This is a genomic window from Microbacterium sp. CGR1, assembly GCF_051062835.1.
Lineage (GTDB): Bacteria > Actinomycetota > Actinomycetes > Actinomycetales > Microbacteriaceae > Microbacterium.
In genome coordinates this window covers 1,803,729-1,825,740 of sequence record NZ_JAOTPG010000001.1, presented here as the reverse complement: position 1 = coordinate 1,825,740, position 22,012 = coordinate 1,803,729, and the positions used below count along the sequence as shown (strand labels likewise).

Below are 22,012 nucleotides of genomic sequence, written 5' to 3'. Positions count from 1 at the left end.
AGCTCTTCCACTGTGACTACGCCTTCTTCATCCTCCATCGCTGAGCCTGTGCGCTCACCGCGCGAGGTCTTCACCGCGATCTCCGGCCTCGTCGTCGGCATGTTCGTCGCCGTGCTCTCGGGCACCGTGGTGTCGACCTCGATGCCCGTCATCATCGCCGACCTCGGCGGCACGCAGTCCCAGTACACCTGGGTCATCACCGCGAGCCTTCTGGCGACCGCCGTCTCGACGCCCATCTGGGGCAAGCTCGCCGACCTCGTCGACCGCAAGATCCTCGTGCAGCTGTCGCTCATCATCTTCACGGTCGGCACCGTGATCGCGGGCTTCTCGACCGACACCAACATGCTCATCGCGGTCCGTGTCATCCAGGGCATCGGCGTCGGCGGTCTGATGTCGCTCGTGATGATCGCCGTCGCCCTCATCATCTCGCCGCGTGAGCGCGGCAAGTACATGGGCGTCGTCGGCGGCATCATGGCCCTCGGCACGATCGGAGGCCCGCTGCTCGGCGGACTCCTGACCGACGTCTGGGGCTGGCGCTCCAACTTCTTCGTCGGCGTGCCCTTCGCGATCCTCGCGCTCGTGCTGCTGCAGTTCACCCTGCACCTGCCCAAGCCCCAGCGCGGCACCAAGGTGTCGATCGACTACTTCGGCATCGTGCTCCTCGCCGTCGGCGTCTCGACCCTGCTCATCTGGGTCTCCATGGGCGGCAGCCAGTTCGACTGGGACTCCTCGACGAGCATCATGCTCGCCGTCACCGCGGGCGTCGCGATCGCCGCCTTCATCACCGTCGAGTTCTTCGTCAAGGAACCGATCGTGCCGATGTCGCTGTTCCGCAACCGCACCTTCACGCTCTCGGTCATCGCCTCGATCGCCATCGGCGTCTCGATGTTCGCGACCTCGGTGTTCCTCGCGCAGTACTTCCAGCTCGCCCGTGGCGCCACACCCACCGAGTCGGGCCTCATGACCATCCCGATGATCATCGGTCAGATGGGTGCGTCGATCATCATCGGTCAGCTCGTCAGCCGGTTCGGCAAGTGGAAGGGCTGGATGCTCACGGGCTCCGTCCTCACCACGATCGGCGTCTCGCTGATGTCGACGCTGCGCTACGACACCCCGTTCCCGCTGGTGGCGACCTACATGTTCGTCCTCGGCGCGGGCCTCGGCATGGTCATGCAGAACCTCACCCTCATCGTGCAGAACGACACGGCTCCGCAGCAGCTGGGCGCGGCCTCGTCGAACGTCAACTTCTTCCGCACGATCGCCGGCACCATCGGCGTCACGGTCATGGGTGCGACGCTCTCGACGAGCGTCGGCAACTACATCTCCGACGCGCTCGAGGGATTCACGCCGAGCACTCCTGAAGAGGTCGACGCTCTGCAGCACCTCGCCACGGGCGACGTCCCGAAGGTCACTCAGCTGCCCGACACGATCCGAGCGATCGTCGAGGGGGCGTACGGGCACGGGATCGCCGACGCGTTCATCATCGCCATCCCGCTGGCGGTGATCGCCGTGATCGCGATCGCGTTCATCAAGAACAAGCCGCTGTCGACCAAGAACGCTGCCGAGCAGCTGCGCGAGCAGGCCGAGGAATCGGTGTTCGATGTCTCCGAGGCAGAGGTCGGTGCGACGATGTCGACCGGCACCATCCGGATCTCGGGCGTCGAGTCCGCGTCGCCGACCACGAACTCGGTGACCGTGCTCGAGCGCGAGGACCCGGACTCGAGGCGCTGACATGGTCACCACGGACGCGGTGGCGACGTCTCCGGACGTCGACACCGCGCTCGGTGATCTCCAGACGCACCTGAACCTCATCTTCGCGAGGACCAGGACGCTCTGGAAGGAGTCGGCGGCGCGGATCGATCCCGAGCTGCAGGTGGGCGGCTACAAGCTGCTCACCTTCATCGAGAGGGCAGAGACCGCCAACGCCCACGAGCTCGCCGAGCGGTTCGAGATGGACAAGTCGGTGATCAGCCGGCAGGTGCGGATGCTCGAGGAGCTGGGCCTGATCGAGTCGCGCCCCGACGAGCGCGACGGGCGGCTCCGCGTGCTGACGGCGACGCCGTCGGCCTGCGCCGCACTCGCAGAGCTGCGCCGGGACCACGCCTCGCGACTGCGCACCGTCGTCGCCGAGCTGACCCCCGACGAGATCCACGTCGCCTCGAAGGTGTTCCGACTCCTCGCAGAGGTCTGATCGCCATATCGCCGATCACCCCACGTGACATCGCGGCTTGTCGAGCGCGATATTCTGTGGTTCAGTCGAAGTCTGGGCTGCGCGATTCGGCGTACCAAGACCGGACGGGACGGTGCTTCGGTGAACTGGATCGCCTCCAATCTCGGACTGATCTTCGATCTCACGATCAATCACGTCCGCCTGGCGATCATCCCGATCGTCCTCGGCTTCATGATCGCGGTGCCCCTGGGCTGGGTGGCCAGTCGCAATCGCGTCGCCAGGACCTTCATCATCACCACGGGCAGCCTGCTCTACACGATCCCGTCCCTGCCGCTCTTCGTCATCCTGCCGGTGATCCTCGGCACCCGGATCCTCGATGACACGAACCTGGTCGTGGCGCTCACGATCTACGCGGTCGCGATCATGCTGCGCTCGGCGACCGACGCCTTCGGATCGGTCGATCGGGCGATCATCGAGTCGGCGAGGGCCATCGGGTTCTCGCGAAGTGGCCGATTCTGGCGCGTCGAGTTCCCTCTCGCGGGCCCCGTGCTCATCGCCGGCCTCCGCGTCGTCTCGGTGTCGACCATCGCCCTCGTCTCGGTGGGCGTGATCATCGGCTCGGAGAACCTCGGCTACCTCTTCCAGAACGGCAAGCAGCGCGGCATCCTCGAGGAGGTCGTCGTCGGGATCGTCATGAGTCTGCTCATCGCTCTCGTCTTCGACCTGATCCTGGTGGCGATCGGGCGCCTCCTGATGCCGTGGAGCCGCGCCGCCGGTGTACGCACCCGGCGCGGCGACGCCACGGACACCGCCACCGAAACAGACGCCGCCGCCGAGAATGCCGACAGCGCCGACATCCGTCGAGTGCTCCCGCATCCGGGAACGGGTGTCTGATGAACTTCTTCCTCGACGCCATCGCCTGGATCTTCGACCCCGCCAACTGGGTGCCCGGCTCGCAGAGCCCGCTGCCCATCGGCGACCGACTCGTCGAGCACCTCCTCTACTCGGGTGTCTCGCTCGTCATCGCGATGCTCATCGCCCTGCCGCTCGGCTTCTACATCGGGCACACCGGCCGCGGTCGGCAGTTCGTCATCGGCTTCACCGGCGGCATGCGCGCGCTCCCGACGCTCGGGCTCCTGTTCTTCCTCACCATGGTGCTGCGCTCAGGGCTCAGCACAACGCCTGCCGTTCTCGTCGGCTCCGTCATCGCCTTCGTCCTGCTGGCGATACCGTCATTGCTCGCGGGGGCCTATGCCGGGCTCGAGAGCGTCGGTCGCGAATCGATCGATGCGGCGCGATCCATCGGCATGACCGAGATGCAGATCCTGCGCAAAGTCGAGATCCCGCTCGGACTGCCGGTGATCATCGGCGGCATCCGCTCGGCCACACTGCAGGTCATCGCGACCGTGACGATCGCCTCCTACGTCGGACTCGGCGGCCTCGGGCGCATCATCTCCTCCGGCATCGGCCTCAACGACTACACCGTGATCCTCGGTGGGGCGCTCCTGGTGACCGCCCTCGCGCTGAGCGTCGACGGCGTCTTCGCGCTCCTCCAGCGTCTCACCCGCACCCGGGGGCAGACGATGCGTCCCCTCCGCAGTTCGCAGCGACACAGATCGGATGCCGACGTGGCACCGATCCTCGACGAAAGGACCCCCGCATGACCTCTCGAGCCCGTACCACCCGGCTGACCGCCGGCCTGCTCGCCGTCGGCACGGCCGTCGCACTCGCCGGCTGCGCGACCGCCGACCCGACGTCGTCCGGCGGTGACGCCGCCGACGGCGATTCCATCATCGTGGGATCCTTCGCGTTCCCCGAGAGCGAGATCCTCGGCGAGATCTACGCGCAGGCGCTCGAGGCCGAAGGCTTCGACGTGTCGACCAAGTTCAACATCGGTCCGCGCCAGCAGACGATCCCCGCCCTGCAGGACGGTTCGATCAACCTCATCCCGGAGTACAACGGCAACCTGCTGGCCTACTACGACACGGCCTACGAGGAGCGCACGACCGAGGACGTCGACGCCGCGCTGCCGGATGCCGTGGGCGCGGACGACCTGCAGGTGCTCGACTCGGCTGAGGCCGAGGACAAGGACGCCTACGTGGTGACGAAGAAGACCGCCGAGGACAACGACCTCACGGCCATCGGCGACCTGAAGGCGCTGGAGCCCTTCTCGCTGGCCTCGAACCCGCAGTTCGGCGAGCTCGGCTACGGCATCCCGGGCCTCCGCGACGTCTACGGCGTGGGCGTGGACGCAGGACAGGTCACGTTCGTCCCCTACGAGGACTTCGGCGGCCCCGACACGGTGCAGGCGCTCGTCGACGGCACGGTGCAGGTCGCGGACATCTACACGACCTCGCCGGCGATCAAGGCCGAGGATCTCGTGGTGCTCGAGGACCCCGAGAACATGATCTCGGCGCAGAACGTCATCCCGCTGCTCTCGAAGGACATCTACACCGACAAGCTCGCAGAGGTGCTCAACGCGATCTCGGCGAAGCTCACCACCGACGACCTGATCGACCTGCGCGAGCGGGTCGAGGGAGACGAGAAGGCGTCGGCTGCGACCGCGGCCGAAGAATGGCTCACCGCCGCAGGCCTGCTCGACAAGTGATCTCGCAGACGATTCGCGAATCGGCGATCTGATCGGAGCCCCGCTGTCGCACCGACAGCGGGGCTTCGCCGTATCATGGCGAGCATGAGTGCCTCTTCCGACGAACACGCCGGACCCGACGCACCCGAGTTGGATTCTCCGTCTGACGGCGACCTCGACATCGACGAGGCGGTGTCCCGGGTCGAGCACGAGCTGGGGCGGCTCTTCGCCCGCATCCGCGTGAGCTGGCGTGAGGCGGCGCAGACCGTGCACCCTGATCTGCAGCCCCTCGGCTACCAGGTGCTGACGTCGATCGCGACGGGCAAGGCGACCTCGGCCGGAGCGATCATCGAACGCCTGCAGACCGACAAGACCGCCGTGAGCAGGCAGGTGCGACAGCTCGAACAGCTGGGTCTCGTCGAGAGCGTGCGAGACCCCGACGATCGTCGAGCGCGCGTTCTCGTCGCCACCGAGCTCGCGCAGGAGAGGGTCACGGCCGCGCGCTCACGCTACGAGGCCAGGCTCGCTGAGCGCCTCGGCCGCTGGTCGCAGGCAGACCTCGATCGCTTCGCCGAGATGCTCTCGGAGCTCGGCGGCGGAGCATCCGACCGGGCGGACGGCAAGACCCCGGCATCCTGATCGGGGAATACACGACGAGCGGTGCGCCTTACCCCTCACTGTGAGTCTTTACGAGCCCGCCGCCTTCGGCGCCCTTCCGCTGTCCAACCGCGTCGTCATGGCGCCCCTCACCCGCACCCGTGCAGACGACGCGGGCGTGCCGACCGAGACGATGGTGGAGTACTACCGTCAGCGCGCGGGGCAGGGCCTCATCATCACCGAGGGCACGTGGCCTGCGGCCGAGGGCAAGTCGTACCCCGGGCAGCCGGGCATCGTGACGTCCGCGCAGATCGAGGGCTGGCGTCGTATCGCCGATGCCGTGCACGAAGAGGGCGGCACGATCGTGATGCAGCTCATGCACGGCGGTCGCGTCTCGCACCCGGCGATCTCGGGCGAGCCCCGCGTCGTGGCGCCCAGTGCGCTCGCGGCTCCCGGTCAGACCCACACGCCCGAGGGCAAGGTCGACATGCCTGTCGCACACGCCTTGACCCTCGACGAGATCCCCGAGGTGGTCGAGCAGTTCGTGCAGGCCGCGCGCAACGCGATCGCGGCGGGTCTCGACGGCGTCGAGGTGCACGGCGCCAACGGCTACCTCGTGCAGGAGTTCCTCTCGCCCGTGTCGAACGTCCGCGACGACCAGTACGGCGGCTCGCCCGAGAACCGCGCGCGTTTCGCTATCGAGGTCACGACCGCCGTCGCCGAAGCGGTCGGCGGCGACCGCACGAGCATCCGCCTGTCGCCGCAGCACAACATCCAGGGCGTCCTCGAAGAGGACGACGACGACGCGCTCGCCACCTACCTCGCCGTCGCCGAAGGACTCCGTCCGCTGGGACTTGCCTTCGTCGACATCCTGAATGCCGCGCCGACGAGCGAACTCGTGCAGCGCATCCGCCGCACGCTGGGTGCGCCCCTGATCATCAACTCCGGTTTCGGCGTCGCCACGAGCCGGGAAGAGGCCGAGGGCCTCGTCGCCGACGGATGGGCGGATGCCGTCGCCGCCGGCCGCCCCGTGATCGCCAACCCCGACCTGGTCGAGCGCTGGCGTCAGGATGCCGAGCTCAACGAGCCGCGGCCCGCACTGTTCTATGGTCGCACCGCCGAGGGCTACACCGACTACCCCTCGCTCGAGAGCGTCCGCGCCGGAGCCTGAGCGGGTGAGTTACCGACGGGTGGGGGCTTCGGCTCCCACCCGTCGATGCGTCTGCGGCGACGTCGGACGAGCGCGTGTCGCAGGGGCCCCTGGACCCTGACGCTCGGTGAGAGGAGACTGAATGCGGCGTCGCAGGAGACGTCACACGAGAAGGGGAGCAGTCATGACATACCGAGTCGGATACTTCGTCGGAAGTCTCTCGTCCACCTCGATCAACCGCATCCTCGCGAAAGCGCTGATCGGGCTCGCTCCGGAGGACCTGGAGTTCTTCGAGATCCCCATCCGCGATCTGCCGCTCTACAGCCAGGACTTCGACGAGGATTATCCACCGGTCGCGGTCGCGCTGAAGGAGGCCATCGACTCGGCGGATGCGGTGCTGTTCGTCACCCCGGAGTACAACCGATCGATCCCCGGCGGACTCAAGAACGCGATCGACTGGGCATCGCGTCCGTGGGGGCAGAATTCGTTCGACCACATCCCCGCGGCGGTGATCGGCGCGTCCGTCGGCGCGATCGGCACGGCGGTCGCGCAGCAGAGCCTGCGCGGTGTGCTGAGCTTCTGCAACGCCCGACAGATGACCGCCCCCGAGGCCTACATCCAGTTCGTCCCCGACGACTACGCCGACGACGGCACCGTGAAGAATGCGGGGACCGCGACCTTCCTGCGGGCGTACATGACCGAGTTCCGCGACCACATCGAACGGGTGCTGACCGTGCTTCCTCGCGACACCGAGAGCTGAGCGTCTCAAGACCCCCTGTCGGGGCGGGATCGCCGGGCGTACCGTGAGCCCATGGTCACCGACGATCCCACCCTGACGAATCCCGATCACTACCGCACGCTGTGGGAGAACGACTTCGTGCGCGTCCTCGAGTACACGGACGAACCGGGTGACCGCACCACGCCACATGACCACCCCAACAGCGTCATGGTCACGCTCAGCGACTTCTCGCGTCGGCTGTCGGCGGGGGACAGGGTCTTCGATACGACCCTGCCCGCAGGGCAAGCGGTATGGCTCGCCGCGCAGCGTCATTCCGGGGAGAACACCGGAACCACGCCCACACACACGATCCTGATCGAGCTGAAGGGCGATGCCGCGGGAGAAGCGGATCCTTCGGCTCTCGGGCCGCGAACCTGAGCGACCAGGCGGGCCGGGCGCGTAGCCTGAACCACATGACGCTCACGAAAGCCCGCATCGCCGTCGAGGTCGTCGATTGGCGACGTCGCGTGTTCGCTCTCTACGACGCCGTCCGTCAGGCGGAATCGCCGGAGGAGGCGCACGAGCTCTGGCGCATCGAGCGCGACGACCTGATGCTGCACCACCCGGCGACTCCGCTGCTGCCGGGCGACCGGGCTCTGTTCGAGGGGCTGCCCATCGCCTCGTACGATCCGCAGTGGCGCTTCGAGCTGCCGATCCTGCCCGCGGAACCCGGCGGCTTCGACTTCGCGACCGGAACCGACGGGGTCGTGCCGTTCGAGCGCGTCGGCAAGGTCGAGATCCCCGACACCGGATCGCTCGACATCTGGCGTCTGACGACCTACGGCGGGGGGCTCTTCATCCCGGTGCGCGACGCGCTCGCCGGGCGCCCCGGTGGCACCTACGGCGGTGGTCGCTACCTGATCGACACGATCAAGGGCGCGGACCTCGGATCGGATGCCGAGCGCGGCACGATCGTGCTCGATTTCAACTTCGCGTACAACCCGTCATGCGCCTACGACCCGGCGTGGGCCTGCCCCCTGGCGCAGCCGGGCAACGTGCTGCAGGTGGCGGTGCCGGTGGGCGAGACGTACTCGGGCGCTCCGGCCTGAGCGACCTCAGCGACGAACGGCGCGTGCGCGCGTCTTCGCGACGCTGTTGAGGGTCGCGCGCACGGGCGTGCCGAGGTAGAGGCCGAGCGACGCCCCGGAGGCGAGGCCGATGCCGATCACGACCGCGTCGACCAGAGAGCCGCCGATTCCGACCACGCCGGCGGTGGAACCCGCGGAGTGGATCATCTCGAGGAGCCCCTGGAACACGGCGACACCGGGCACGAGCGGCACGATCGCCGCGGTCGTCACGGCGACCGACGGCACGTGCAGGTTCACTGCGATCAGCATGCCGATGAAGCTCGCGAGCAGTGCGCCGATCGCGCTCGCCGCCGCCGGATGCAGGTTCAGGCCGACCATGAACGAGTAGCCGGCGATCGTGACGGCGCTGAGCAGTGCGCTCACGAGGATGATCCGGATTCCTGCGCCGTTGAACACGGCGACGGCGACCGCGATGATGATCGCGCCCGCGAACTGGTTCAGCAGCGGACCGAAGGGCGCGGGGTCATCGGGCAGCCCCATCGTGAATCCGAGCACGCTGCCGAGTTCGAGCCCGACGAGGATCCCGATCACGACGCCGAGCGTCTGCATCGTGAGATCGAGGATGCGACCGCCCGCCGTGAGCGCGAAACCGTCGATCGCATCCTGGGCCGCGCCGACCACTGTGAGGCCAGCGAGCATGAGCACGATGCCCGAGGCCACGATGATCGAGGGGCGGATGCCGACGAAAGGCTCGATCCCCGCTGAGCCGAGTGCCGTCACCGCGACGGCGACGACGGTGGTGACGAAGCCTCCGGCGATCTGGCTGAAGAACAGCGGCACCCGAGCCCTGGCGAGACCCGCCTGGGTCAGAGCCGCGCAGAGCGCCGCGACGAAGGTGAGTCCCACGATGATCGGCGAGGCGCCGAGCATGATGCTGACGCCGACCGCGAGCAGCGCGCGGGCGACGACGACGACCGGCTGCTGGTACCGGAAGGGCACGCGTCGGAGCACCCGGAACGCGGTGCGGGCCGACTCGAGATCGAGCCCGTCGTCGATGTCGGCGACGAGTGCCTGCACGCGCTGCAGCTTCGCGTGGTCGGGAGCGGCGACGCGGACGACGCGCACGAGGGTCTCGGGCCAGACCTCGCCGCTCAGGTGGAACGAGACGGTGATCGAGTTGTAGGTGACGTCGACCTGGACGTCGCGCATCCCGTACGCCGAGCACACGCGCGTGATCGCGAGTGTGACCTCGTGCGCAGACGCACCGACCGCGAACATCGATTCGCCGATGCGGGTCGCGAGGTCGAGGACGCGCGGCACCGTGCGCTCGTCGATGACGGGCATGGCCTCGGTGTGGGCGACGGTCGAGGGGTCGGTGTGCAGGATCCTGCGCACCGAGGCGAGCAGCCGCCGCTGGGGATTCGGGGACATGTCCCCATTCTCCCCGAGTCAGGCGTGCGCGGTGTCAGGCGTGCGCGGGAACGTCCAGGCGCTCGGCGGGAGGCGCACTGCCCTCGGCGGGCTCGTGCACGAGGTACAGGCCGCTCGGAGCGCTCGCCGTGAACGCCAGTGCCTCGACCCAGGCGCGGTTGATCGACGGCTGACGGCTGCCGCTGTACTTGAAGACCAGCGAGCTGCCCGCGTGGATCCAGACGGTCGTGCGTCCGCCGCCGACGCTCATGTCCTCACGCCACGTGAACGCGAACGGCTCGCCGCGCCGCAGCTTCGCGGTCATGACCAGCTGCAGGTGCGTGAGAGCGCGATCTTCGATCTCGGACTTGACGCTGCCCTCGTAGATGAGCTTTCCCATGATGATCTCCTCAGTTCGCCACGAACCCGTGTGATGAGGCGCGATCGGATGATCACCGGTGGTGTGACCAGTTTCCCATATATCGCTGACCGGCGGGTGCGGAACGGGCTCGAATCGGGCTCTGAGACTGTGAACGCGTACAGCATGCAGGCGTAACGTCAGCACATGAACGCACAATTGAAGATCGCGGGGCAGAGCTCCGAACTGCTGGGTCTGGAATCCATCCTCATCGGCTCGCTTCCGGCGGCCCTGATGACCGACGAAGCTCCCGACCGCTACACCGTCGAAGCGGTGTTCACGCGCAAGACCGATCGCGACGAGGTCGCCGCGATCCAGGGCAGCGAGACGCGCGCCCACCTGTCCGCGAACGGATTCCCGACCGTCGAGCTCCATGTCGCCGATCGTCGTCTGGAGATCGCGAACACCAACCTGGAGGAACTCCGCGACGGCCTCGCTGCCGTCATCGCGGAACGCCTCGCCGAGATCAGCGCGGCCCTCGTGGCCGCACGAGAGATCGCGGCCCTGCGTTTCCAGGACGCCACCGTCCGCGAGCAGGAGCGCGCGGCATCCGTCGCGGCTCTCGCCGAATCGGTGGTCTTCGCCCGCCGTCCGATCGCCGCCGTCCTCGATGACGATGCGCGCATCGAGGACTGGGTCGAAGAGGGCGGTGCCTTCCGCTCCTAGAGCGGACGACGCCGGAGAAGAGGTCATCATGGACGGCATCCGTCCGACCGTCCGCACCCGGCCGCGCGACAGCGCCCGGGGCGGATCGAGCACCTTCACCGAGCTGGCGCAGCAGATCCGTGACCGCGGCCTGCTGCGTCGCCGGTACGGCTACTACTGGACGAAGCTGATCGCGGCTCCGCTCATGGTCGCCGTCATCCTCACGGCCTTCGTGTGGATCGGCGACACGTGGTGGCAGCTGTTCACCGCCGCCGCGCTCGCGATCGTCTTCACGCAGATCGCGTTCCTCGGGCACGATGCCGCCCACCGGCAGATCTTCGTGTCCGGGCGGTGGAACGACTGGGTCAGCATCATCCTCGGCGATCTGCTCGTGGGCATGAGCTACGGGTGGTGGCAGCACAAGCACACCCGTCACCACGCGAATCCGAACAAGCTCGGGGCCGACCCCGACATCGAGCTGCCGGTGATCGCGGTCACCGCCGAGACCGCGGCGCATCAGCACAGCCCGGCGATCACCTGGCTGCAGGCTCACCAGGGACTCGCGTTCTTCCCGATCCTGTTCCTCGAAGGACTCTCCCTGCACGCGTCCAGCGTGCGCCGGGTGGTCACACGGGGCCGACTCGAACGGCGCTGGGCCGAGATCGCCTTCCTCGCGATCCGGATGATCGGATTCGTGACGCTGGTGTTCATCGTCCTGTCTCCGGGCATCGCGGTCGTGTTCCTCGCTGTGCAGCTGGGCCTGTTCGGGTTCTACATGGGCATCGCCTTCGCGCCGAACCACAAGGGGATGCCGGTGGTGCCGAAGGACCTGACCCTGGACTTCCTCCGTCGCCAGGTGCTGATGAGCCGGAACGTGCGGGGGAGCCGCGTGCTCGACGTCGTGATGGGCGGCCTGAACTATCAGGTCGAGCACCACCTGTTCCCGTCGATGCCCCGGCCGCACCTGCGCAGCGCAGCGCCGATCGTCTCGGCCTACTGCGATGCACACGACGTCAGGTACACCCAGGTCGGGCTGTTCACGTCGTACGCGATCGTCGTCCGGTACATCAACCGGGTGGGTCTCGGGGAGCGCGACGTCTTCTCGTGCCCGCTCGTGGATCAGCGGGCGCACCTCGGCGTCACCGCCTCGCACTGACGGACCGCTGTCAACCCTCTGTCGCATCGGGTGCGCGCGACGGAGGGTGGCCATTCGGCATCCGACGAGGAGGACGCAGCATGAAGGCACTCACCTGGCAGGGCACGCGCAACGTGACGGTCGAGGAGGTGCCCGATCCGATGATCGAGCATCCGACGGATGCGATCGTGCGGATCACCTCGTCCGCGATCTGCGGATCGGACCTGCATCTGTACGAGCTCCTCGGCCCGTTCCTCGACAAGGGAGACATCCTCGGGCATGAGCCGATGGGCGTCGTCGTCGAGGTGGGCAGCGCTGTGCGAGATCTGACGGTCGGAGACCGCGTCGTCGTGCCGTTCAACATCTCGTGCGGACACTGCTTCTTCTGCCTGCGGGGCCTGCAGTCGCAGTGCGAGACGACCCAGGTGAAGGAGTACGGCAGCGGCGCCTCCCTGTTCGGGTACACCAAGCTCTACGGGCAGGTGCCCGGCGGCCAGGCCGAGTTCCTGCGGGTGCCGCTCGCGGACTACAACCACATCAAGGTCGCATCCGATCTGCCCGACGAGCGCTACCTGTTCCTCAGCGACATCCTGCCCACCGCCTGGCAGGGCGTGGAGTACGCGAACGTCCCCGACGGCGGCACCCTCGCGGTGATGGGCCTCGGTCCGGTCGGGCAGTTCGTCGCCCGGGTGGGCGCGCACCGCGGCTATCGGGTGCTCGCGGTGGATCCCGTCGCCGAGCGTCGTGAGATGGCCGCGCGTCACGGCGCCGAGGTCTTCGACCTCACCGACGACGTCGTCGAGCAGCTGCGTGACCTCACCGGAGGGCGAGGAACGGATGCCGTCGTCGACGCCGTGGGCATGGAGGCGCACGGCAACCCGGGCATCTCGCTCGTGCAGAAGGCAGTCGGACTGCTCCCCGACGTGGCGGCCCGACAGGTCTTCGACAAGGCGGGCATCGATCGCCTGGCCGCGCTGTACGCGTCGATCGATGTCGTGCGCCGTGGCGGCACGGTGTCGTTGAGCGGGGTCTACGCGGGCGACGCCGACATCATGCCCATGAAGACCCTGTTCGACAAGCAGGTGAGCATTCGCATGGGGCAGTGCAACGTGAAGAGCTGGATCGACGACCTGATGCCGCTGGTCGAGGACCTCAGCGATCCGCTGGGCGTCATGGATCTCACGACCCACACCGCGCCGCTCGAGGATGCGCCGGAACTCTACGAGACGTTCCAGCGCAAAGACGACGGCTGCATCAAGGTCGTGCTGCAGCCGTCGCGCGTCTGAGCGTCAGCGCGTCGCGTCGAACTGCGGAGAGGTCGAGGTCGGCTGGACTCTCCCGCGGATGAAGAACAGCAGGACGATGCCGACGATGATGACCGCAGGGTTGCCGAGCCCCGCGAGCGCGCCGAGGCCGCCCTCGACCGGGTACGCGGTCTGCAGGAAGATGCTCGGGTCGGTGCTGGCGTGCAGCAGGATGGGGGCGATGATCGTGCCGGTCACCCGCATCGCGAGGTACATGCAGACGCCGAATCCGAACGTGTAGACCAGCTGGATGGCCGTTGCGAACAGGGACTGCCCGGTGAGCAGATTGCCCGCATGCAGGAGGGCGAACAGCGCGGAGGAGATCGCGGCGACGGCGATCTCGCGATGTCCGGCCTTGCGAAGCAGATTCACCACGAACCCGCGCGTGAGCACCTCCTCGGCGAAGCCGATGAACACGCCGGCCAGCAGCCACGTCGCGACGACTTCGAACCCGGCTGCGCCGTAATCGACCGACAACAGGCGCAGCACGTTGAACACGAGCACGACAGCGATCGCGATCCACATCCATCCTCGTCCCCGGATCGGCTGAGGGCCGAAGATCTCCCGCAGCCAGCCGACCGAGAGGGCGAACGCGACGAGGAGCAGGCAGCCCACGAAGATCGGGATGGCGTAGAAGACGAGGATCGCCTCGGCGCTCTGCGGATCCGTGATCTGCTCTGCGAGAGGCGTCAGCAGCAGTGACAGGCCGTTGAAGAGCACGAAGTAGACGACGACGAGGACGATCGCACGCCACCAGCCGCCCTTCTCCCAGAACCGCCGCCAGCCGGACTGCGTCACATCGGTCATCGCTCATCCCTCCGCATCAGCGAAGGTCGCGGCTCGAGACCAATATATGGGTGAGCGAGGTCGGAGTCAGGCCGCCCCGCCCTCGGCGAGGTAGCCCAGGCGGTGCAGCGTCTCGGAGTTGCGCCAACGCAGCAGGGGAGCGGTCAGGATGCTCGGCAGCAGCGTCGCCGGACCGCTCACCGGGTCCTCGTCGATGCGCACGACCGCGCCGTCGTCGTGCGAGCGCACGCGGAGCGTGACCCGTGCTTCGCCGATCGGCCAGCCCTTCGCCCGCATGACCATCCGATGGGGCGGATCCCACTCCTCGACCACAGTGGTGTCGTCGAGGAGAGCCGGCCAGACGCCGACCGAATGGTGCAGCTCCGCTCCGGGCTGCGGCCACGTGTCGTCGACCTCGCGCATGCGCGAGGCTCCGACGACCCACGCCGGGTAGAGCCAGGCATCGCTCAGCACCCGGAACACATCGTCGGGATGGCAGTTCATCGTGCGGACGTTCTTCGCCATGTCGGCCTCTTCTCTCCTGAGTGCATCGTCGTGCCACCCGTCCGCACCGCCCAGGGCCTTGACGCGGCCGGATGCGCGGATGCCGAACAGCGCTACCACACGCGCCGCATCCGCGCCTCCCCCTGGAACGGCGGCGGTGTCTCTGCGAACGTCGGCTCATGGCACTCATCGACCTCCCCGCGCGCGCTGCACGCCGACTCGGCGCCCTCGCGCACGACGACGCCCCGACTCTGCTCACCCGGGGCTACGGCTTCGGCCCGCGCATCTGGCGTCGGGTGCGGCCCGGTGCGCGATCGGCGCCGATGATCCTGCTCGGCGATGACGCCGTGCTGGTGCGCGGTGTCGAAGGCGTGGAGCTCTTCTATGACGAGAGTCGCATCGCGCGCTCCGGAGCCATGCCGCAGATCGTGCAGGAGAGTCTGTTCGGCCACGGCTCCGTGCACAGCCTCGACGGCGATGAGCACAAGAATCGCAAGGCCACGTTCGTCGAGGTCGCCTACGACGACGCGCAGGTCGACCGTCTGACCCCCTGGCTCGAGCGCGAGTGGCAGAGCGAGCGGCAGGCCTGGCTCGACGGCGGCACGCGCAGCGCCTATGACGCAGCGGTCGGCGCACTGGGTCGCGCGATCATGGGGTGGGCGGGAGTTCCCGGCACTCCGGCCGCGAAGACACGGTGGGCCGCTCGCCTCGCGCAGATCGTCGACGGGTTCGGATCCCCCTACTCGCCGGAGTACGTCGCGGCCCTGACCAACCGCTGGTGGTCGGACCGGCATTCCGCCCGGCTCATCGAGGCCGTGCGCCACGGAGCCCTGAGCGCCGAAGCGGGCACCGCCCTCGAGCAGTGGGCACACCATCGCGACCAGGACGGCGAGCTGCTCGACGCCCGCATCGCCGGCGTCGAGCTGCAGAACAGCATCCGTCCGATGATCGCGGTCGCGCGTTTCGTCGCGTTCGCGGCGAAGGAGCTGCACGAACGACCCGATTGGCGTGAACGGATCACCGCCGAGGCCGCAGAACGAGGCAGCCTGGTCGGCGGGCCGCTGTCGGTCATGTTCGCGCAGGAGATCCGGCGCACCTCCCCGTTCGTCCCGATGCTCCCCGGCTGGGCGATCGCCGACATCGAGATCGACGGGCAGAAGGTGGATGCCGGCGGACGCGTCGTCCTCGACATCCTCGGCACGAACACCGACGAGCGCTTCTGGGCCCGCCCCCTGCGCTTCGACCCCGAGCGATTCCGCGACGTCGGAGACGACTACGAGGCGCTCGCCGCATTCATCCCGCACGGCGGCGCCGACGTCGCGACCGGCCACCGCTGCCCCGGAGAGAAGCTTGCGATCGCGGGTCTCGCTGCCGCGATCACGGTGCTGAGCGACCCGGGCCTGCGGATCCTCGACGAAGGACTCGGTGTCAACCGCCGCCGACTCCCCACCAAGCCGCGCTCGGGTGGGCAGGTGCGGTCGGCGTCTGCGCCGGCATCCGGCGGGTGTCCCTTCCATCGGTGACACGGTGACACGGTGACACGGTGCTCGGGCGCGCCCGCCCGGAGTGATCCGGGCGACCCCGACCGGATACGGTAGGGCACATGTCACAGGCCCTCCGGACGTTCGGGCGCATCGTCGCCAGGCACTGGCCTGCGCTCATGGCCTGGTACCTCGGCGGTGAGGCCCTGCACCGGGTGCTCGTCGAGCTGGCCGGTTTCGTCGGGGGCCACACCACGCTCGGCGGTCTGCTGCTCCTGCCGCTCGCGGTCGCCGCTCGTCTCGTCTCGTACGTCGCGATGTACCTCACGGTGCGGCCCTCTCTGCCGCACAGCCGCAGAGAGGATGCCGGCGGCATCCGCGAGTTCGGATCGGCCACACTCGCGGCGATCCTGCCCTTCTTCGCGTTCTACACGGCGTGGGGTCTGCTCGACGTCGATCAGATCGACTTCTTCCGGATCGCGAGCGCGATCGCGCTGGCCGATTCCGGATACGACCTCGCGCAGATCGGCGACAGGGGTGGTCTGATCGCCGTGGGCGTGCTGCCGGTGACTGTTCTCGTCGTCGCGCTGATCGCCCGCCTGCTCTTCACCCGTTTCGCCGACCGGCTGCCGAGGTGGACGGTCATCCTCGCCACCTACGCCGAGGTGCTGTGGACCTTCATGCTCTTCACGCTCGTCGCCCGGTGGTGGAACGGCGTTCTCGGCTGGTTCGCGGATCGCCAGGCGGTCGGCTGGCTGCAGGGCTTCGGAGACTGGTTCGCCGTCAACCTCCAGCCCGTGGCCACCGTCTGGGAGGGTGCGACCTGGCTCTTCGGCATCCTCGTCGCGGCCCTCATCGTTCCCGCCGCGTGGCTGACGGTCGCCGGTGTGATCTTCGGCACGACCTTCGACTCGACCCCGTCGTTCGGGCGCTGGGGAGGAGGCGCGGCGCGCGGTGCCGCGATGAGCGTCGCCCGCACGCTCGTGATGCGGCTCGAAGGACTCTGGGCAGCCGTCACCGTGATCTGGCGGGGCGGGCCGCTGCTCTTCGGCGCCTATGCGCTGGCGTACGCTGCCTGGGGATTCGCGGAACAGGCGGGCAGCCGCGGCGCGCTGCTGCTCGTCGGCGGCCACGAGTCGGCGTTCTGGGCCGGATTCTTCCCACTCGTCACCGTCGCGGTCGCCGCGGTGGCAGAGCCCCTGCGGGTGGCGATCGTCGCGACGGCCTACGACGGCGTGATCGGGCGTCCGCAGGCGGGCCTCGACACCCGTCCGTCAGGGCTCGATGACGAAGCGGGCGACGTCGGCGTCGCTCCCCTCGATGTCGAGACGGAAGGGACCCTCGGCGTCATCCGGCACCAGGAAGACGAGCAGGATCCGGTACGGATCCGACTCGATGGTGCATGAGCTCTCGCCCTCGTCGGAGGACACGTCGAGGCCCGCTCGCGAGCTGACCCACGTGCGAGACGAGTCGGTCTCGGTGAGTGTCGCCGGCCCGCACACCGAGGCGTCGAAACCTCCGGTCGAGCTCAGGCGGACGCTGAGCGTTCGCGAGCCTTCGGGGGCCTCGAACTCACCCCACTCGGTGGGACCCAGTGAGAGCGTCTGCCCCGCGATGTCGACGGTCGACTCGGCCTCGATGACCCGGTCGGTCGGTCGGATGCTCGGAACGACGTCGAGCCACACGGTCGCCCCGACCACCGCAGCGGCCGCGATCACGAGGGCGATGAGTGCCGTGCGCTGTTCGCGCCACCAGGTCACGGGGTGACCAGCTCGGAGTCGGAGAGCTCGATGCTCGGTGTGCGGGGCAGATCGTCGAGGGAGAACGGGATCGCGACGAGGTCGTCGAGTTCGGCCGTGAAGTACGAGGTCGTCAGCCGCAGCTCGGCCGTTCCCGACTCCACGTCGGGCGGCAGCTCGAACGCGAGCATCCCGACGGTGTCGATTCCGACGCGCAGCGGGGTCGCCTTCAGCGACGCCGACGGTCGTTCGCTGGCCTGGAACACCCGATCGCCGACCACCAGGGTCGCGAGCTGGATCGCGGAATCCAGCTCGGTGGTCGGTGCGGAGGCGACCACCGTCACGACGAGCCAGTTGCCCTCGGCGCTCCAGTCGGAGAAGGGGACGGCCACCTCGTCGGCGAAGGTCGCCTCGGATGCCGTCGCGATGAGGGTGCGCGATTCGACCGCATCGCCGAAGGAGCCGCGCTGGACGGTCGGCCCGACCAGGGACTCGTCGTCGGGCGTCACAGCGGTGAGCGCACCCGCGGCGATCACGAGCAGGCCGCCGAGAATCCAGGGCAGGGCGCGTCTCATGGCGCCTCCGTCGGAGTGACGCTGATGCGGGCGAACGTCTCGGCCGCGCGCCATGTGACGACGCTCGACGACAGGATGACCGCGCCGCGGCGGATCTCGACCTCGTGGACGTCGAGGGAGACGACGCCGTCGGGGAACGCGTCGTCCGGCACTGTCCAGGCGAGCGTGACCTCGCTCGGGACGCCGGGCTGCAGGATCACCTGGCCCGATGAGCCGTCGGCACGCCAGATCGACACCGAGTCGGTCGCGGTGGCCCCGGTGAGCTCGATCAGCGGGTCGTTGGTGTTGACGAGGCCGGCCTTGGTGCGGTCGGCCGTGGTGCCGACGCCGATCGGAGCATCCGAGAGGTTCTCCATGCGCATCGTCATGACGAGCAGCTTCTCGCCGGGCTCGGCCTCGAGGTATTCCGACTCGACCTCGTCGGTGAACTCGGCGTCGAGCACGGTGACGGCGTAGACGGAGGCGCGCGCCTCGTCGCCCGCGCCGAGCTCGGTCGGAGCCGTCTGCGCCTGCGCGAAACCGCCGATCGCGACCACGACGAGGACCAGCGCGATGAGGGCGGCAGCGGCGATCCAGATCCAGCGGGGAACGTCGGTCAGGGAACGCACCCAGCGGCCCACGACCGCGCGCACGGCGATCTTCGGCACGGCGCCGTCGTGATCCCCCGTCTTGCTCACGAGGCCAGCCTAGCGAGCGCGTTTTCCGCGTCCGACGAATGCGGCGGTCAGGGACACGTCTCGAACACGTACTCCTCATGCCCCGGAGTGACGAGATCGCGATCCCTCAGCACCATGGATGCGGGGGAGTCGTCGTCTGCGCACATCTCGGCGAAGGCGCGCGGCAGCTCGTCGGAGTACTCGATGTCGATCACGGCGTCGCCGTAGACGTCGGTGAACGCGGCGCATTCCTCGTAGGCGGCGCACTCCTCGACCACCGCGAAGTCGAACCCGGCGCGCTCGTGGAGCACCGCCGCATCTTCGGCCGCGTTCTTCTGCCCGGCGGCGAGACCCGAATCGTGGGCGACGTCGACCAGGAGCACCGCGAGCGCCAGGTTGTCATCGAGGGACAGCGCGTCGTCGGAGCGCGTGTACGAGTCGAGGTTGTCGAACTCGACCGCGTCGAAACCGGCATCCGCGCAGCCCTCGATCCACGGCGCGACCGTCTCTGCGATGCGCGCGCGTCGGTCGTCGGTCGAGGTGTCGAGCAGGGCCTCGTCGGGCCAGTCGGGGTCGAACACGGTCTCGCCGTCGCTCTGCAGCAGCAGGTCGGCTGGCCAGGAGTCGAGCTCGCCGGGCTGGGTCTGGAAGCCGTTCACGTAGCAGACCGAGTACAACCCCTCTGCAGGCTCGTCCGAGCGGTCGCGGCCGACGATGCCGACGCCGTCGGCCGGATCGTAGGCGCCGCCGAGCTGGTAGTCGGGGGTCGCGCCGGCCGGCGGGGGCGAGAACGACGCTGGCGGGTCGGAGACGGTCGTGGTGCACCCCGAGAGCGCGAAGAGCAGTGCGGAGGCGGCGAAGACCGCCGTTCCGCGCCTCAGCTGCGCGCCCCGTACAGCTCGGCGACCTCTTTCGAACCCATCCCTCGATCGTACGTGCCGTGCTGCGGCCACCCGGCCGGCGAGTCCTCCCACGCCTCCTGGCGACCGTAGGGGAGCAGGTCGACGAGTCCCTGCAGGTGGCTCAGCCGTTCGGTGCCGCGCCCGTTCGTGTGCCACGTGCGATAGACGGTGTCGCCGTCGCGAAGGAACACGTTCACGCCGAAGCCCTCGTTCGGACCGGCATCCATGTCCGCGCCGAACGGGCTGTCAGCGCTCGAGTACCAGGTCATCCGATTGCCGACCCTGTCGCGGTACGCGAGGGCTTCGCCGATGGGCCCGTTCGTCACGATCACGAACCGGGCGTCGTAGTAGCGCTCGAGAAAATCGAGGCGGGTGAACTGCGACGTGAAGCCGGTGCACCCCGGGCACTGCCATTCGTTGCCGTCCGTCCACATGTGGTTGTAGACGATGAGCTGCGGGCGGCCCTCGAACATCTCGGAGAGGCGCACCCGCCCCTCTTCGCCGACCAGCGTGTACTCGGGCAGCTCGACCATCGGCAGCCGTCGACGCTGTGCCGCGATCGCATCGAGCTCTCGGGTCGCGGCCTTCTCCCGCACGCGAAGTGCGTCGAGCTCGCGCCGCCAGGTGTCGGCGTCGACGACGGGCGGGAGAGGCGTCTGGGTCGTGCTCACGGTGGACCTCCGGATGCTCGGGGAGACGATGCCCCCAGTGTGCGCCCGACCGCGGACATCGTCAACCGATCGGCGAGGGTGCACCGTCGACGGGCTCGGGCGCCCGATCTTCGGCCGGGTTGCGCCGGATGCCGATCCACGACACGACGCCGCCGAGCACGAGCAGTGCCGCTGTCACCCACGCCGCGTTGTGGAAGCCCGCGAGGTCGAGCGTGCCGCCGATGATGGTCGAGAGCATGGCCACCACCAGCAGGCCGGCGACGCGGGAGACGGCGTTGTTCACGGCGGACGCGATGCCCGAGCGCGACTCGTCGATCGCACCGAGGATCGCCGAGGTGAGCGGGGCGACCGTGAGTGAGAGGCCGAGTCCCAGCACGATCATGGCGGGGAGCACCTGCCACCAGTAGTCGAAGTCCTCGCCGACGAGCAGCAGCATGAGGGCGCCCACGGCCATGATGAGCGGCCCGACCGTCATGAAGATGCGCGGTCCGAAGCGGCCGGCCCACGAACCTGCGCGCGAGCTCACCAGGATCATCAGGATCGTCATCGGCAGGCTCGCGAGGCCTGCGGCGGTGGCGCTGAGTCCGGCGCCCTGCTGCAGGTAGACGCCGACCACGAAGCCGTTGAGCGAGAGTGCGGCGTAGACGAAGAGCGTCGCGAGGTTGCCCCAGGCGAAGTCGCGCACGCGGAACAGCGACAGCGGCATGAGTGGCGACGGCGATCGCTGCTGCCGGATCAGGAACCAGGCGAACAGTGCGGCGCCGAGGATGCCCGGCAGCCAGATCGCGGGGGACTGCCAGCCCATGTTCGGCTGCTCGATGAGTGCGAACACCACCGCGCCGAGTCCGATCGCGCACAGTGCGCCGCTGACCCAGTCGACGCGTACGCCGCTCGGGTGCTCCTTCAGCTTCAGCCGGGAGAGCAGCAGCAGGGTGACCGCGATCGGGAAGACGTTGATGAGGAACACGAATCGCCACGACAGGAAGTCGACGAACAGCCCGCCGAGCAGAGGTCCGACGAGCTGCGCGGCGGTCGTGAACGCGGTCCACACGCCGATCGCCCGCGACTGCACGTCGGCGCGCATGGTCGCGGTGATCAGGGCGAGCGAGCTCGGCACCAGCAGGGCACCGGCCGCGCCCTGCGCCGCGCGGGAGATGATCAGGATCAGCGGGTCGGGAGCAGCGGCCACGGCGACCGACGCCACCCCGAACGCGATGAGGCCGACGCGCATCACGAGCACTCGACCATAGGCGTCCGACAGCGAACCCGCGAGCAGGATGAGCGCGCTCAGCGTGATGAGGTACGCGTCGACGACCCACTGCTGCGTGGTGATGCCGCCCCCGAGCTCCTGGCTGATCGCGGGGAGGGCGACCGTCACGACCGTGCCGTCGAGGAACGTCACGAAGGACGCGAGCACGGCGACCGAGATCACGAGCCGCTGCAGGGGCGCGAAGCGAGAGGATGCCACAGGCTGAC

General features: G+C 68.6%; 24 protein-coding genes. 15 read left to right on the top strand and 9 right to left on the bottom strand.

The features are described 5' to 3' along the window. Nucleotides 1–48 precede the first annotated feature (48 nt). From OD997_RS09100 to OD997_RS09055, 10 genes are all read left to right on the top strand, one after another. A complete protein-coding gene (locus OD997_RS09100) occupies nt 49–1,731 on the top strand; it encodes a DHA2 family efflux MFS transporter permease subunit (RefSeq protein WP_434331284.1) in 1,683 nt (560 codons plus the stop codon). 1 nt (nt 1,732) lies between these two features. Further along, nucleotides 1,733–2,191 (top strand): MarR family winged helix-turn-helix transcriptional regulator, encoded by a 459-nt coding sequence (locus tag OD997_RS09095; RefSeq protein ID WP_434331283.1) that lies wholly within the window; start codon nt 1,733–1,735, stop codon nt 2,189–2,191. 120 nt (nt 2,192–2,311) lie between these two features. After that, nucleotides 2,312–3,064: an ABC transporter permease gene (locus tag OD997_RS09090; protein WP_434331282.1), complete on the top strand. Its 753-nt coding sequence runs from the start codon at nt 2,312–2,314 to the stop codon at nt 3,062–3,064. Beyond that, on the top strand, nt 3,064–3,834 hold the full coding sequence (locus OD997_RS09085) for an ABC transporter permease (RefSeq protein WP_434331281.1): 771 nt from the start codon (nt 3,064–3,066) through the stop codon (nt 3,832–3,834). The genes OD997_RS09090 and OD997_RS09085 overlap by 1 nt, the downstream gene beginning before the upstream one ends. After that, nucleotides 3,831–4,778 (top strand): ABC transporter substrate-binding protein, encoded by a 948-nt coding sequence (locus tag OD997_RS09080; protein ID WP_434331280.1) that lies wholly within the window; start codon nt 3,831–3,833, stop codon nt 4,776–4,778. Before OD997_RS09085 ends, OD997_RS09080 begins: the two co-directional genes overlap by 4 nt. 84 nt (nt 4,779–4,862) lie before the next feature. Further along, nucleotides 4,863–5,396 (top strand): MarR family winged helix-turn-helix transcriptional regulator, encoded by a 534-nt coding sequence (locus OD997_RS09075; RefSeq protein WP_434331279.1) that lies wholly within the window; start codon nt 4,863–4,865, stop codon nt 5,394–5,396. A gap of 40 nt (nt 5,397–5,436) precedes the next feature. Further along, complete coding sequence (locus tag OD997_RS09070) at nt 5,437–6,525, top strand: alkene reductase (protein ID WP_434331278.1); 1,089 nt, start codon at nt 5,437–5,439, stop codon at nt 6,523–6,525. Between the two features lie 163 nt (nt 6,526–6,688). Further along, a complete protein-coding gene (locus OD997_RS09065; RefSeq protein ID WP_434331277.1) occupies nt 6,689–7,264 on the top strand; it encodes an NADPH-dependent FMN reductase in 576 nt (191 codons plus the stop codon). 51 nt (nt 7,265–7,315) lie between these two features. Next, entirely contained in the window at nt 7,316–7,660 is a 345-nt protein-coding gene (locus tag OD997_RS09060) for a cupin domain-containing protein (protein ID WP_434331276.1), read from the top strand. Nucleotides 7,661–7,695: 35 nt separating this feature from the next. Beyond that, nucleotides 7,696–8,331 carry a DUF1684 domain-containing protein gene (locus tag OD997_RS09055; RefSeq protein WP_434331275.1) on the top strand — a complete coding sequence of 212 codons (636 nt, stop codon included), beginning with the start codon at nt 7,696–7,698 and terminating at the stop codon, nt 8,329–8,331. A gap of 6 nt (nt 8,332–8,337) precedes the next feature. Here OD997_RS09055 and OD997_RS09050 read toward each other — a convergent pair whose 3' ends face one another. Together OD997_RS09050 and OD997_RS09045 are read right to left on the bottom strand one after the other, a co-directional pair. Next, entirely contained in the window at nt 8,338–9,741 is a 1,404-nt protein-coding gene (locus OD997_RS09050) for a threonine/serine ThrE exporter family protein (protein ID WP_434331274.1), read from the bottom strand. A gap of 34 nt (nt 9,742–9,775) precedes the next feature. Continuing rightward, a complete protein-coding gene (locus tag OD997_RS09045) occupies nt 9,776–10,120 on the bottom strand; it encodes an ATP-dependent DNA ligase (RefSeq protein WP_259162398.1) in 345 nt (114 codons plus the stop codon). Nucleotides 10,121–10,285: 165 nt separating this feature from the next. Here OD997_RS09045 and OD997_RS09040 point away from each other — a divergent pair, with 165 nt between their 5' ends. The 3 genes from OD997_RS09040 (at nt 10,286) to OD997_RS09030 (ending at nt 13,204) form a co-directional block, all read left to right on the top strand. Continuing rightward, nucleotides 10,286–10,804 carry a hypothetical protein gene (locus tag OD997_RS09040; protein ID WP_434331273.1) on the top strand — a complete coding sequence of 173 codons (519 nt, stop codon included), beginning with the start codon at nt 10,286–10,288 and terminating at the stop codon, nt 10,802–10,804. Between the two features lie 28 nt (nt 10,805–10,832). Then, nucleotides 10,833–11,939 carry a fatty acid desaturase family protein gene (locus OD997_RS09035; protein ID WP_434332364.1) on the top strand — a complete coding sequence of 369 codons (1,107 nt, stop codon included), beginning with the start codon at nt 10,833–10,835 and terminating at the stop codon, nt 11,937–11,939. A gap of 80 nt (nt 11,940–12,019) precedes the next feature. Beyond that, a complete protein-coding gene (locus tag OD997_RS09030) occupies nt 12,020–13,204 on the top strand; it encodes a zinc-dependent alcohol dehydrogenase (protein ID WP_434331272.1) in 1,185 nt (394 codons plus the stop codon). Between the two features lie 3 nt (nt 13,205–13,207). Here OD997_RS09030 and OD997_RS09025 read toward each other — a convergent pair whose 3' ends face one another. Both OD997_RS09025 and OD997_RS09020 read right to left on the bottom strand, forming a co-directional pair. Further along, nucleotides 13,208–14,029, bottom strand: a complete 822-nt coding sequence (locus tag OD997_RS09025) for a CPBP family intramembrane glutamic endopeptidase (protein ID WP_434331271.1) — start codon at nt 14,027–14,029, stop codon at nt 13,208–13,210. A gap of 66 nt (nt 14,030–14,095) precedes the next feature. Next, nucleotides 14,096–14,533 (bottom strand): SRPBCC family protein, encoded by a 438-nt coding sequence (locus OD997_RS09020; RefSeq protein WP_434332363.1) that lies wholly within the window; start codon nt 14,531–14,533, stop codon nt 14,096–14,098. 158 nt (nt 14,534–14,691) lie between these two features. Here OD997_RS09020 and OD997_RS09015 point away from each other — a divergent pair, with 158 nt between their 5' ends. Continuing rightward, nucleotides 14,692–16,035: a cytochrome P450 gene (locus tag OD997_RS09015; RefSeq protein ID WP_434331270.1), complete on the top strand. Its 1,344-nt coding sequence runs from the start codon at nt 14,692–14,694 to the stop codon at nt 16,033–16,035. Nucleotides 16,036–16,115: 80 nt separating this feature from the next. Further along, nucleotides 16,116–17,399: a hypothetical protein gene (locus OD997_RS09010; protein ID WP_434331269.1), complete on the top strand. Its 1,284-nt coding sequence runs from the start codon at nt 16,116–16,118 to the stop codon at nt 17,397–17,399. Between the two features lie 350 nt (nt 17,400–17,749). On the opposite strand, the gene OD997_RS09005 is transcribed toward OD997_RS09010, so the two are convergent. The 5 genes from OD997_RS09005 to OD997_RS08985 form a co-directional block, all read right to left on the bottom strand. Beyond that, nucleotides 17,750–18,307: a hypothetical protein gene (locus OD997_RS09005; protein ID WP_434331268.1), complete on the bottom strand. Its 558-nt coding sequence runs from the start codon at nt 18,305–18,307 to the stop codon at nt 17,750–17,752. Next, a complete protein-coding gene (locus OD997_RS09000) occupies nt 18,304–18,984 on the bottom strand; it encodes a hypothetical protein (protein WP_434331267.1) in 681 nt (226 codons plus the stop codon). Before OD997_RS09000 ends, OD997_RS09005 begins: the two co-directional genes overlap by 4 nt. 47 nt (nt 18,985–19,031) lie before the next feature. Next, nucleotides 19,032–19,844, bottom strand: coding sequence for an endo alpha-1,4 polygalactosaminidase (locus OD997_RS08995; RefSeq protein ID WP_434332362.1), 813 nt, complete (start codon nt 19,842–19,844; stop codon nt 19,032–19,034). Continuing rightward, on the bottom strand, nt 19,841–20,536 hold the full coding sequence (locus tag OD997_RS08990) for a DUF899 domain-containing protein (RefSeq protein WP_434331266.1): 696 nt from the start codon (nt 20,534–20,536) through the stop codon (nt 19,841–19,843). Before OD997_RS08990 ends, OD997_RS08995 begins: the two co-directional genes overlap by 4 nt. A 61-nt stretch (nt 20,537–20,597) precedes the next feature. Further along, on the bottom strand, nt 20,598–22,004 hold the full coding sequence (locus tag OD997_RS08985) for an MFS transporter (protein ID WP_434331265.1): 1,407 nt from the start codon (nt 22,002–22,004) through the stop codon (nt 20,598–20,600). Nucleotides 22,005–22,012: the final 8 nt, after the last annotated feature.